12 protein-coding genes and 1 pseudogene are annotated in these 12,506 nt (G+C 69.2%); 1 reads left to right on the forward strand and 12 read right to left on the reverse strand.

The features are described 5' to 3' along the window. Positions 1-260: 260 nt before the first annotated feature. The 9 genes and pseudogenes from AB8998_RS16745 to AB8998_RS16785 all read right to left on the reverse strand — a co-directional run bounded on the left by AB8998_RS16745 (position 261) and on the right by AB8998_RS16785 (position 9,535). Positions 261-611, reverse strand: a complete 351-nt coding sequence (locus AB8998_RS16745) for a hypothetical protein (RefSeq protein ID WP_369741836.1) — start codon at positions 609-611, stop codon at positions 261-263. A 112-nt stretch (positions 612-723) separates the two neighbouring features. Continuing rightward, positions 724-945: pseudogene (locus AB8998_RS16750) on the reverse strand (PE family protein); the annotation flags it as partial. 119 nt (positions 946-1,064) lie between these two features. Next, positions 1,065-3,560 carry a phenylalanine--tRNA ligase subunit beta gene (gene pheT, locus AB8998_RS16755; RefSeq protein WP_369738882.1) on the reverse strand — a complete coding sequence of 832 codons (2,496 nt, stop codon included), beginning with the start codon at positions 3,558-3,560 and terminating at the stop codon, positions 1,065-1,067. After that, the gene (gene pheS, locus AB8998_RS16760; protein ID WP_369738883.1) at positions 3,560-4,603 is read right to left on the reverse strand and encodes a phenylalanine--tRNA ligase subunit alpha; all 1,044 of its coding nucleotides are present in this window, start codon (positions 4,601-4,603) and stop codon (positions 3,560-3,562) included. Before pheS ends, pheT begins: the two co-directional genes overlap by 1 nt. Positions 4,604-4,763: 160 nt before the next feature. Next, positions 4,764-5,567 (reverse strand): rhomboid-like protein, encoded by an 804-nt coding sequence (locus tag AB8998_RS16765; protein ID WP_369738884.1) that lies wholly within the window; start codon positions 5,565-5,567, stop codon positions 4,764-4,766. Positions 5,568-5,576: 9 nt separating this feature from the next. Further along, on the reverse strand, positions 5,577-6,506 hold the full coding sequence (locus AB8998_RS16770; RefSeq protein WP_369738885.1) for an adenylate/guanylate cyclase domain-containing protein: 930 nt from the start codon (positions 6,504-6,506) through the stop codon (positions 5,577-5,579). 182 nt (positions 6,507-6,688) lie between these two features. Then, a complete protein-coding gene (locus tag AB8998_RS16775; protein ID WP_369738886.1) occupies positions 6,689-6,877 on the reverse strand; it encodes a hypothetical protein in 189 nt (62 codons plus the stop codon). Between the two features lie 39 nt (positions 6,878-6,916). Next, on the reverse strand, positions 6,917-7,729 hold the full coding sequence (locus tag AB8998_RS16780; protein ID WP_369738887.1) for a PE family protein: 813 nt from the start codon (positions 7,727-7,729) through the stop codon (positions 6,917-6,919). Between the two features lie 405 nt (positions 7,730-8,134). Then, complete coding sequence (locus tag AB8998_RS16785; protein ID WP_369736302.1) at positions 8,135-9,535, reverse strand: IS1380 family transposase; 1,401 nt, start codon at positions 9,533-9,535, stop codon at positions 8,135-8,137. A gap of 338 nt (positions 9,536-9,873) precedes the next feature. Between AB8998_RS16785 and AB8998_RS16790 the strand changes: the two genes are divergently transcribed. After that, positions 9,874-10,917: an oxygenase MpaB family protein gene (locus AB8998_RS16790; RefSeq protein ID WP_369738888.1), complete on the forward strand. Its 1,044-nt coding sequence runs from the start codon at positions 9,874-9,876 to the stop codon at positions 10,915-10,917. 98 nt (positions 10,918-11,015) lie between these two features. Here AB8998_RS16790 and AB8998_RS16795 read toward each other — a convergent pair whose 3' ends face one another. The 3 genes from AB8998_RS16795 to rpmI all read right to left on the reverse strand — a co-directional run bounded on the left by AB8998_RS16795 (position 11,016) and on the right by rpmI (position 12,478). Further along, positions 11,016-11,798 (reverse strand): TrmH family RNA methyltransferase, encoded by a 783-nt coding sequence (locus tag AB8998_RS16795; protein ID WP_369738889.1) that lies wholly within the window; start codon positions 11,796-11,798, stop codon positions 11,016-11,018. Between the two features lie 15 nt (positions 11,799-11,813). Next, positions 11,814-12,203 carry a 50S ribosomal protein L20 gene (rplT, locus tag AB8998_RS16800; protein ID WP_369738890.1) on the reverse strand — a complete coding sequence of 130 codons (390 nt, stop codon included), beginning with the start codon at positions 12,201-12,203 and terminating at the stop codon, positions 11,814-11,816. Between the two features lie 80 nt (positions 12,204-12,283). Further along, positions 12,284-12,478 carry a 50S ribosomal protein L35 gene (gene rpmI / locus AB8998_RS16805; RefSeq protein WP_369738891.1) on the reverse strand — a complete coding sequence of 65 codons (195 nt, stop codon included), beginning with the start codon at positions 12,476-12,478 and terminating at the stop codon, positions 12,284-12,286. Between the last annotated feature and the right edge of the window lie 28 nt (positions 12,479-12,506).

Below are 12,506 nucleotides of genomic sequence, written 5' to 3' on the forward strand. Positions count from 1 at the left end.
GCGAAGGCATGACCGGCGCCGCGGGCCCGCCGATCGCGGCCGCGAGACCTGCCGGCAGGACGTTAAGCAGGCCGGGCAGGGTGCCGCCGAGGGGGGTTCCCGTGACCGACGCGGGTTCTGCGCCCTCTGCCCGGGGATAAACAAGATCGGCAGCAGGTCGCCCAGGGCTCCGCCGGGCGTGATCGTGACGAGACCGCCGGTTCCCGTGACCGTGTCGAAGCCCGTGAAGCACAGGTTGGGGAAGCCCCGCCCGGCGTCGGTCACCGCCGCCTGGGCTTTGCCACCACCAGCGACCCGAAGCCGGCCTGCACCACAGTGCTCTGGAGGAATATCGCGACGGTCTGGGCGTAGCCGATCTGCCGGCCGACGAACCGCTGCAGATACGACGCCGGGTTGAACGCCAGCAGGCCCTGAACGGTCGCCGGGGCGTCGGCGAACCCGGCGCGCAGATTCGGGAGGCCAGGACCCGAAGCGCCGGCAATCGCCCGGCCGAAGCCGAACTGGTTGTTGACGGACTTGTTCAGCAACGGGAACGGGTTTGCCGTCGCGGTGCCGCCGTCCCGGCGCGCCGCCGGTGCCCAGCACCACAAGCTGAGACTCGAGTCCGCCAACGTCCCGCGAAACCCTCTCCGCGCCTGCCTGAATCGCGCCGGACAGCGCCGCGCGCGGGCGGCGGTCGATGGCGCCGAGCCGGTGAATTGACCCAGGGGCAAGCGCCCGGGCGGTGAGCGCCTGAAACTCCTCGCCGACGTTGCTGAACAGCGCGGCGACCGCGACCGAAATCTCGTCCTGGGCCGCCCTGGTCGGTCCGGCCGCCATCGCCGCGGCCAGCGCCGGCCGGATACCGGCCTGGTTCCGCGGCCGCGCACCAGGTCCGGCGTCGCGATCACGTAGAACTCCCTCGACTCTTCGCACGATGACCAGCGGTCCTGCACCGGTTGACATGAGCCTGAGAAGCCGTTTCCTACTGGCGCGTAATCACGCGGAAGTTGGCGGAATCCGTTGCCCAACAGGGCCGCATTCGAGGGGTGATCGGCCGCGGCCGGCTTCTTTGCTGCGCGGTATCAGGCGCGCAGTTCGGCGCCGACGCGCTCTGCGGCGCACCGCACCGCGGCGTCGCGGGCGGCGCTGGCGTCGTCCTCGGTGAGCGTGCGATCCGGCGCCCGGAAGCGCAGCGCGAACGTCAGCGACTTGCGGTCCTCGCCGATCTGCGGGCCGGTGAAGACGTCGAACAGCGCGATGTCCTCGAGCAACTCGCCGGCGCCCGCACGCACCGCGTCGGCGACCGCCGCCGCCGGCACGTGGGCCGGCACGACCAGGCTGACGTCCTGGAACACGGCCGGGAACGGCGAGACCTTCGGCGCCGGGAACGCGTCGACGATCGCAATCGCATCCAGGTTCAACTCCATGGCGCAGGTGCCCTTGGGCAGGCCCGCCCGCTCGACCACGGCGGGGTGCAACTGGCCCGCGTGGCCGACGACGGCGCCCCCGACGAGCACCTCGGCGCACCGGCCGGGATGCCACGGCAGGCGTTGGGCCGCCCGCAGCGTCACCTCGACACCGCTGGCGCGCAACACGATTCGGACCGCCTCGAACGCGTCGGCCGCCTCGACCCGCCGACCCGGCCCCCACGGGCCCCGCGGTTCCCGCAGACCCGTCAGCACCGCCGCCACGTGCTGGGGTTGCCGCGGCAGCGACGCGTCCAGCAGGGCGATCTCGGCGTCGGTCGGGCGCCGGTGCACGGGGATGAGCTCCACGGCGCGCGTCTGTTCGGTGGGCTGGACCACCTGGGCGAGGGCGAACAGCGCGGTGTCGACAAGACCGCGAGATACGTTGCGCCCCAACGCTTCCAGCAGAGCGGGCAACAACGTGGTCGCCAGGTGCGGGCGGTCGGCCTCGAGCGGGTTGAGCACGTGCGTGGTCGCGCGTCGCGGGTCGTCGTCGGGCAGCCCCCACAGATCGAAGACGCCGGCCGGTAGAAAGGGCGTCGGCAGGACCTCGACATAGCCGGACTGGGCCAGCGACCTCCCGATCGCACGGCGACGCTTCTGCGCCGCGGTCAGCCCGCGGCCCGCGGGCGCCGACGGCAGCACCGACGGAATGGCCTCCAGACCCTCCAGCCGCAGCACCTCCTCGACGAGGTCGGCGGGCTGCAGCAGGTCGGGCCGCCAGCTCGGCGGTGTCACGGTCAGCTCGCCGTCACCGTCAGTCACCAGGGCCCCGATCTGGGTCAGCCGCCGGGCGGTCGCGCCCGGGGCGTACGCGACGCCGGCGACACGGTCCGGCAGGTCGGCGGCGATCCGGATCGGCGGTGGTGACCAGCGCTCACACGGCGGATCACCACGCCAGTCCGTCAAAGCGTCGGACACCGCTCCCCCGGCGATGTCGGTGAGCAGCGTCGCACAGCGGTCCAGCGCGGCCACCGAGATCGCCGGGTCCACCCCGCGCTCGTACCGGCGGGCGGCCTCACTCGGCAGGTGCAGCCGGCGCTGCGTCCGCGAGATCGCGGCGGGGTCCCACACCGCCGCCTCCAGCAGCACGTCGGTGGACTCAGCGCGCACCTCGGTGCTGGCCGCGCCCATCACACCGCCGATGGCCGCCGTCGCCGCATCGTCGACGATCAGGACGTCGGCCGGATCCAGCCGCCGCTCCACGTCGTCGAGGGTCACGACGGTCTCGCCGGGATGGGCGAAGCGCACCCCCAGTCCGCCGGTGATGCGGTTGCGGTCGTGGGCGTGCATCGGGTGGCCCAGTTCCAGCATCACGTAGTTGGTGACGTCCACCGCCGGGGAGGTCGCGCGGATGCCGCACAGCAGCAGCCGGCGCTGCAGCCACCAGGGCGACACGGCGGCGGGATCGATCCCGGTGACCGGGCGCAGCGCGAACCGGCGCACGCCGGTGCCGGCCTGCACGGTCAGCGGCCAGGCCTCCCCCGCCACCGGCAGCGGCTTGACCACTTCATCGCTGGCGGGGTCGACGAACGTCAGGTCGTAGGCGCAGGCGATCTCGCGGGTCAGGCCGCGCACCGACATGCAGTAGCCGCGGTCGGGCGTGATGGCCAGGTGGAAGACCACGTCGTCCAGCCCCAGCACCGCCGCGCCGCCGGCACCCGGCTCGGCGGTACCCGGCGGCAGCACCAGGATCCCGGAATGGTCGGCGCCCAAACCGAGTTCGGCGGCCGAGCAGATCATCCCCTCGGAGCTGCGGCCGTAGGTCTTGCGGGCCGCGATGGCGAAGCCGCCCGGCAGGGTGGCGCCGGGCAGCGCCACCACGACGAGGTCGCCTACCGCGAAGTTCGTTGCCCCGCAGACAATTTCACGCGGTCGATCCTCGCCGACGTCGACCAGGCAGGCCCGGATCGGTTTTTTGAAGCCGGCAAGCTCCTCGATCGCGGTGACCCGCCCCACCGTCAGCGGGCCGTCGACCGGGCCGAGGGGCGCCACCTCCTCGACCTCGTGGCCGATGCGCACCAGCGTCTGCTCGAGCTCACGCGGGGCGACGTCCCAGCCCGGGGCGCCGGCCTGCACCACCTCGCGCAGCCAACTGTAGGGAACGCGCATCAGGCACCCACCCCGAACGGCAACGAGAACCGGACGTCGCCCTCGACCATGTCGCGCATGTCCGGGATGCCGTTGCGGAACTGCAGGGTGCGTTCCAGCCCCATGCCGAACGCGAAGCCCGAGTACACCTCCGGATCGATCCCGGCGGCCCGCAACACGTTCGGGTGCACCATGCCGCAGCCGCCCCACTCGACCCAGTCGGCGCCGCCCTTCCTGTTGGCGAACCACACGTCGACCTCGGCGGAGGGCTCGGTGAACGGGAAGAAGTGCGGCCGGATCCGGGTGCGTGCCGACGGGCCGAACTCGGCGCGCGCGAACGCGTCGAGCGTTCCGCGCAGGTGGGCCATGGTCAGGCTGCGGTCCACCGCCAGGCCCTCGACCTGGTGGAAGACGGGGGTGTGGGTGGCGTCGAGTTCGTCGGTGCGGAAGGTGCGGCCGATCGACACGATGTAGATGGGCAGCTCGTGTTCGAGCAGGGTGCGCACCTGCACCGGTGAGGTGTGGGTGCGCAGCAACTGCCGGGAGTTCTCCGGCGCGATGTAGAAGGTGTCCTGCTCGCTGCGGGCGGGGTGGTCGGCCGGGAAGTTGAGGGCGTCGAAGTTGAACTGCTCGGTTTCGACTTCCGGGCCCTCCGCCACCTCCCAGCCCATGGCGACGAAGGTGTCGGCGATGTGCTCGGCCAGGATCGTGATCGGATGCCGGGCGCCGGGCGGCTGTCGCGTCGACGGCAGGGTGACGTCGATGGCCTCAGCGACCAATACGGCCGCGTCCCGCTCGGCCCGCAGCGCCGCCAGCCGGTCGTCGTAGCTGCGCTGGGCCTCGCCGCGCGCGGTGTTGACGCGCTTGCCGGCGTCGGCGCGCTCCTCCTTGGGCACGGCGGCCAGCGCCTGGCGGGCCAGCGCCAACGGCGAACGGTCACCGAGGTGTTCGGTCTTGACGCGGGCCAGCGCGTCGAGGTCGCCCGCGCCTGCGATGGCCTCCCGGGCGGCGGTGACCGCCTTGGCCAACGCTTCCGGCGACAGGTCGACGGGTTGCTCACCCACGCGGCGACACACTCCTTGCTCATGGCTGTCCGGTTGCCCGCATCGTCGCCGGGCGCGCCCCAATTATTCCGGCCCGCGCGCGGCACCGGCCGAGTGCCGATCATAGGCGATGGGGTCGGGGACCCTTGGAGTTGCGCGGCGCGCGGCCGGGGCGGGCAGGCTATCCGGACGCAACCGGCTGCGGGACGTCGGCTGCCGGAACCAGCACCGCCCTGCGCGCCGTGACCATCTGGTCGAGCTTGTAGGCCAGCACCGCACCCAGCACACCGAAGACCGGCGCCGCAGCCATCGTGGCCCAGTGGTGGGCCAGCAGCAGGAACCCGAAGCCCGTCGACGCGACCAGCATCATGCGGCGCAGCGGGGTCCAGTAGATCGGTTGGCGGAACCGGGAGGACACCAGCACACCGAGGATGACGGCGACGGTGTGGCCGGCATCGGTGAAGTCGCCACCGACGATCGCCGAGGCGATGCCCGCGGCCACCCACCAGCCGATCCACGCCATCCGCCAGCGCCGGGGAATCACCGCGGTCATCGCCCCGAGGACCGCGAGGGCACCGTAACTCATGCCGACGTCACTGGCCCGGGTGACCGACAACGGCAGCCAGCGCAGTTCGACGGCCGCGGCAAGCGCGGCGGCGACCAGCAGCGTCGCACCGATATGGCCCACCACGAACGCCACGACCAGCCGGATGGTGCGCAGGTGCAGTTCGGCCAGCACGAGCATGCACGTCAGGAAGGGCAGCCAGAAATACAGCGGACCCGCATCGACGACCAACGCGCTGCCGAGCAGGGTGCCCAGGTGCCCGTGGGCCAGATTGTGCAGGTTGGTGCTGGCGCGCTGAATGATGATGTCGCGCGCCTGGGGGCCCAGAACGATCAGCGCGGAACTGACGGTCAGCAGCACTCCCACGTAGCCGATGGTGAACCGGATCCGGCCGAGCCGGGACAAGATGCCGTAGATCATCGACACCTACTATGCCTGTGATTCGGCTTCGTCGCTGTCATCGGAGACTGCCAACTCCCTACTGGCCTTGAGGCGATAGATTGCCAAGTCTGCGGGCAGCCCGGCGGGCTGGGGCGCAAACATGGGTTTACGTGCTCGTTTTGCAAAGACGCCCAAGGCGTCCAGTTCGCTCTGCGGTATCACGTCCAACGTCGAACCGGACACCATGATTCCACCTTTGGTGGCCCGTTCCATAACTCGGGCCGCGATGTTGACGTCGACGCCGAGCCAGTCGGAGGCCATCCGGGTCGGGCGTCCGGTGTGAATACCCACCCGCATCCGCGGAGTGTGGCCGGCCACCTCGACCGATCGCAGGGCCTTTTCGGCGGCCAGCGCGGCCCGCACGGCGACGGTCGGGTCGCCGAACACCGCCATCAGCCCGTCGCCCAACCGTTTGACGATGTGCCCGCCGGCGTCCAACAGCGGCGGCTCGATGGCCTGCGCGACCTGCCGCAACAGCGTCAGGGCCGCGTCGTCGCCTGCCTGCAGCGACCAGGCGGAGAACCCGACCAGGTCGGTGAAGACCAGCGTCACCTCCGGATTGGCCGGCCGTCGGGAAACCGCCTCGGTCAGCGCCTGCCACAGCTGCAGCACACCCAGGCTGACCTCGCGCGACGCGGCACCGCGATCGCCCAGCAACCGGTCGGCGGCACGTGCGGCGGCGCGGGGACCGCCGTCGCCGGCGGTGGACAACGGGTCACCGAACTCGGGGTCGCCGGGCAGCAGTCGCCGGGCCCGCCGGATCAGGCCGACCAGCCCGGGGTTGCGGTTGGTGGTGTGCAACCACTGGGTGGCGTTCTGTATCGAGACCGGAGGGAGCCGCCGAAGAGTGGAGAGCGCCGCGGTTGTCACCGGTTCTTCGACTTCGCCCTTGTCCGGATCGCTGGGCGCGACTTGCACTCAACCAACGTTAGGTGCATCTCGCAAAGCCAGGCAATGGCACTCGCCCCGCGTGTGTCACACGTCGCAACCAAGGGCCGATCACGCCAGTGCCACACCCTACAGAGCGGTTGCGATGCCCCCCAGTTCGCTGCCGGACAACGTCACGACGGTCGGCGCGGCGCCTTCCATGGGATCCAGGGTCACCGTGATCGGACGGGCGGCCGACAGCAGCCCCCGACGGGCAGGTTCACATACGCCGAGCTGTACCCCGTCGGCGCCGGCAGCTGTGCCGTTATCGTCGCCTGCCCGTAGAGGTAGCCATTTGCCACCTCGTAGGGCATGCGCACCAGCGCCTCGGCGGCCACCAGGGGCGGCTGCGGTAGGGTCACCGATCCCGACCAGCCGACCATCCCGTTCGCCAGGGGCGTCTAGCTCACCGAGATGTCGATGGGACCGAACGGGGTTTTCACGTCCACGACGGACAGGGGCGCCGCGGTGGTGCTTGTTGCGGTGCCGGTGCTGGCAGTGGTGGCGTTGGCGCCGGTGGTGATGCTCGTGGCGTCACCAACGGCCTGCGAGGCGATGGCCTGCGTGGCGGCGGCGGTGGTAGCGCCGGGGGCGGTGGCGGCGACGATACCGGTGTCGGTCTTGGCGACGGGTTGGGTGGTGCCCGGTTGGGTGGTCACCGGTTGCGTGCTGATGGGTTGCCTGGTCACGCCGCCACCGGTGGCCGTGGTGTTGCCGCTGCTGCTAATGCTGCTGCTGCCGCCGGATGTGGCGTGCCCGCCTGTCCCGATCAGCGGATGCCCTAGCAGCCTCTCGGCCGGCGGGTTCACCACGCTCGCGACAACCCGCCTGAGCGTGGCGACGTCGGCCCGCGCAACCCGCCCGGCAGCGACGCTGTCGGCCTTCGCGGCCTGGCGCACAGCGGCGATGTCGGCGCCCAGCGTCTGCCTGGCGTTGGCCATCTCGGCGCCCAAATACGCGAGCGAACTACTGTTCAGCGCCTTCACCAAGTGCGCGTGGAAAGCCGCAGCTTTGGCGCTGACCTCCTGATATCCCTGGGCATAGGTGACGAACGTCGATTGCAGGGCGTACGACACCTCGTCGCCCGCCATGGCAGCCATTCCGGTGGTGCCGCCGGCCGCCGCAGCATTCGCCGCGTTCAGCGAAGAACCGAGGGTTTCCAAATTGCCGGCCGCTGACGTCACCGCGTCGGGTGGCACGTTCAGAAACGACATAGTCCGTCTCCTTTGGACTTCACTATGTAAATCATCACCTAATTGGCGAGGAACTGAGTCTATCGCTATACAAAAACGTGTCCGGTTAAATTTTTCTGGCGCTTTCACAAACACTTCCCACCGCAGCGCGCCGCTCGTTTACCGCGCCGCTTCGGCCACTGGAACCGAAACCCGGCGCCGCAATTACCATCCGATGCTCGCGCGGGGCGGATTTCAGCGGTGGCTAACCTCAGAATTTCACGGTGGCCCGGGTTCTGCTGTGGCGGTCTGCGGGGCGGCAGCTTTGTCGAGGTTTTGAGGCTGGGGGTAGGCGGCGGCGCCGCGTGTCGTGCGGTGACGCCGGGTCCTTTATCCCGGGGGTGGTTACTCCTTTCTTGGGGTCGAGAGGGCATAGGGGCCTGTGGGTCAGGGTATGGCGCGGACCCTGTTGAGGGCGTCGGCGAATTCTTGTGCCCAGGGCCAGGTTTGGGGGATCCGCAGGATCAGGTAGCGGGATCGTTTGATCAGCCGGGCCGCGGCGTGCAGCAGCCGGTAGCGCAGGGTGGCGGGTTCGGCTTTGGCCAGTGGGCCGTCCAGGAGTAGCAGTCGCATCCAGCACAGCAGGTCGATGGCGATCGCGACGGCGGTGACCCAAGCGGTGTTGATGGCGAACGAGTGTGAGGGCCAGCGGGCCAGGCCGGTGTCTTTGCCGGTGCGGATGAAGCCCTCCACCCGGGCGTGGACGCGGTGGCGGGCTTCCAGTCGCTGGGGTTGTCCACCGGCAGTCGAGGTGGCGAGGACCTGGTAGCGGTAGCCGGCCAGCTGCTCGAACAATGACAACTGGGTGCCGTGTTCGATTTCTTCGCGCCGCACCAGGATGCGCATGCCGGCCGGCCAGCCGACCAGCCGATCCCCTCCGGTGCTGTGGCGCAGCAGCCCGGTCAACTCGGCGACCTGGGCGTCGTCACGGGCCGCTCCGGTGGCATCCAGTGCGGCTTGCCATCCCGCATCGGGCATCTGGCCGATCGCGACCCGGACCCGCTCATCGAGGTCGAATCCGACCGAGTAGCCCACTGACATCCCCGGCCGGGCATTGAGTTTCTCCAGGTGTTCGACGACGGCGTGGCTTGAACCCGCGCCGTCGATGGTGACCAGCAACTTGCGGCGCCACTTGGCCGGGATCGCCGCGATCGCGGCGTCGATGATCGCGATATGATCGGCCGCGGTGTTCGAGCCGGCGTTGCCTGCACGGGCGATCACCGCCAGCAGTTCGCCGGTGTTGTCACACCACGCCAACAGCGGGTGGAAGCCAAACCCGCCTTTGAAATTGCCTGCGGCGTGCTGCTTATCGCTGTGCGACTGAATCAGCGACGCGTCGATGCGGATCACGATCGTGTCCCCGAGGTCCCCATAGCAGGTCTGCGAAGCCGGGATCGCACCGTGGCGGGCCTCGATCGCCTCCCACACCCGAGAGCGGACCTTGTTGCGCACGGCCGTGACCTCGGTGATGCTCTGCTCGTCGATCTCGCCCAGGGACCGCCACATCGTCGGAACCGACGCCACCGCCTGAAACAACCGGTGCTGATCGCGCAGCACCGCGGTGCCGGCCAGGTTCTGCGCGCCGCCGGCGATCGATACCGCCACATCGCGCAACACCGCGCCTCGGTCGTGGGTGACTTCTGGGCGCGACAGCACCGACGACAAACCGCTGGTCAAACCCAGATTGTCGGCCAGCAACCGGGGTATCACGTTACCGGCGTGCCCGACCACGTCGTCGCCACGGACCTCAACTCGGACATTCTTCGACCAATCCGTAGTAGCCTGCATCTGACAGGTGCACTCCCATCCTGGATAACCGAGCCTCGAATACTCCGATTATCCTTGCGGCAGTGCACCTTTCACGTTAACGACACCCCTGAGCTCCACATTCGATGAAAAATCCAGGCTAACGACGGCACTCCGGGCACCGGACCGCGCCGCGCGGTCCCCCGTGCGTTCATCGGTGGCGCCGCACCCTGCCGTCCGCGTCGCCCGCAAAAAACTCCTGGTCACAGGGTTACGACGCGGGTGTGGAAAGTCGATAACACCGCGCGCCGATGCGCGCCGAAACGTGGACAACGCGTGTTGTCAAAGCATATCGTGGCCGCAACGACGAGGAGGTTGCGATGACCCCGACATCGATCCCCGCAGCGACTCCCACCGCGACGTCCGCCGGGCCACTGGGACCGGATTCCCTCACCTGGAAGTACTTCGGCGACCTCCGCACGGGAATGATGGGGGTGTGGATCGGGGCGCTGCAGAACATGTACCCCGAACTCGGAGCGGCCGTCGAGGAACATTCGATCCTGCTGCGCGAACCGCTACAGCGGGTGGCCCGCTCGGTGTACCCGATCATGGGCGTCGTCTACGACGGTGAACGCGCCGCGCAGACCGGTCGGCAGATCACCGGCTTCCACAACACCATCAAGGGCGTGGACACCGCCGGCCGGCGTTACCACGCGCTCAATCCCGAGACTTTCTACTGGGCGCACGCCACTTTTTTCATGTTGGTCATCAAAGTCGCCGAGTACTTCTGCGGCGGCTTGACCGAGGCCGAGAAGCGGCAACTGTTCGACGAACATGTTCAATGGTATCGGATGTACGGGATAAGCATGCGGCCGGTACCGAATTCATGGGAAGAATTCCAGCAGTATTGGGAACGGGTGTGCCGCGACGAACTGGAAATCAATCGGGCGACTCTGGATATCTTCCGAATGCGCATTCCAAAACCGAAATTTGTCTTGCTGCCCACACCGATTTGGGATCAATTGTTCAAACCCATGTTAGCTGGGCAACGGTGGATCGCCGCAGGATTATTCGACCCGCCCGTTCGCGAGAAAGCGGGAATGCACTGGACCCCGGGCGATGAGGTGTTGCTGCGACTGTTCGGGAAGGCGGTCGAATTCGCTTTCCTGGCCGTTCCCGACGAGATCCGCCTGCACCCCCGCGCGCTGGCCGCCTACCGGCGCGCCGAAGGGCGAGACCGGACCGACGCGCCCCTGGTCGAGGCGCCAGGATTCGTCGCGCCCCCGCGTGACCGTCGCGGACTGCCCATGCACTATTTCCCACCTCACAAGTCGCTGATGGCGCGCGCCGGCTCGCTGATGCACACGACCCTGTCTCTGGCCGGCCTGCGACCCGCCCGGGGCCGGGGCACCAAAGCCGCCTAGGCCTGCGCGCACCACCAAGTTGTCGCTGATAGGCGGGCACAACGTTTGCCGCGTCGGCCAGGTGTGCGAGGGGCGGATGTGATTGCAGCGGGGTCCCGCTACAGCAGATCCAGCGCCCGCGCGCTCTGGTAAAGGCAGATCGCCGCGGCGGCGGCGACGTTGAGGCTCTCGGCACCGCCCGCCATCGGGATGCGCAACCGGCGGTCCGCCGCGGCGGCGAACTCGGCCGGCAGGCCGTGAGATTCCGGCCCGAACAACCACGCCGTCGGTGCGCCCAGCAACCGGTCTGCCTCATCGAGACGCGTGTCACCGTCCGGCGCGGTCGCCAGCACCTGCAGGCCGGCGCCGCGCAGCGCCGAGATGGCGGCGTGCCCGTCAGGCACGACGACCACCGGGCACGCGAAAATGCTGCCCGCCGATGCTCGCAGGCATTTGCCGTTGTACGGATCGACGCTGTGGCCCACGAGGAGCACCCCGCCCGCGCCCATTGCATCGGCGATCCGGATCAGCGTGCCCGCATTGCCCGGTTCGCTGATCCCGACCGCCACCGCCACCAGTCGCGGCCGGCCGGCCAGCACGTCCTCGAGCCGCGTTCCCGGCAGGTCGCATGCCGCGACCAAACCCACAGGTGTGACGGTGTCCGAAAGCGCCTTCGCGGCCCGCTCGGTGACCGGATGGACCGGGCAATCAAGCGCGTCCACCAGTGCGGCGTGCCGCTGCGCCGCCGGTTCGGTGACGAAGACCTCGCGGACCAGCCCCACCGCCGCGGCGGCCTCGACCAGGTTGGGGCCTTCGGCCAGGAACCGCCCGGCGCGCCGGCGGCCGACGTGGCGATGCAGTTTGACCGCCGCGACCACGCGCGCCGAGCGCTCGGTCAACACCTAGGATGCCCGGACTCAGGCAGCCTCTCCCGACGGGCGGTTGACGTCCTCGGGCAGTGCCGCGCGGGCCACCTCGACGAGCGCGGTGAACGCCGCGGGGTCGGTGATCGCGATGTCGGACAGGTTCTTGCGGTCCACGTCGACGCCCGCGGCCTTGAGCCCCTGGATCAGTCGGTTGTAGGTGATGTCGTTGGCGCGCGCGGCCGCGTTGATCCGCGAGATCCACAGCTTGCGGAACTCCCCCTTGCGCGCCCGACGGTCGCGGTAGGCGTAGTTCAGTGAATGCAGCTGCTGCTCTTTGGCTTTGCGGTAAAGCCGGGAGCGCTGACCCCGATAGCCTTTCGAGGCCTTCAGGATTGTGCGCCGCTTCTTCTGGGCGTTGACCGCGCGCTTTACGCGTGCCATGAGATGTTCCTACTCTCGTTCCGGTGTGTCTGGTGAGGTGCCGGTGCCAAGTCGCTCGCGTGCTCGGCCCGGCTCGATGGTCAGCCGTTCAGCATCGCGTTGACACGCTTGGTGTCGTTGGCTGAAACGGTCGTGCGGCCGTCCAGCCGCCGAGTCCGTTTGGTCGGCTTGTGCTCCAAAAGGTGGCGGCGATTGGCGCGCTGGCGGACGATCTTGCCGGTCCCGGTGCGGCGGAACCGTTTTGCCGCCCCGCTGTGGGTTTTGGCCTTAGGCATGTCTCTCCCGTTCTGCTGGTCTGCTGTC

This window comes from Mycobacterium sp. HUMS_12744610 (genome assembly GCF_041206865.1).
Lineage (GTDB): Bacteria > Actinomycetota > Actinomycetes > Mycobacteriales > Mycobacteriaceae > Mycobacterium > Mycobacterium servetii.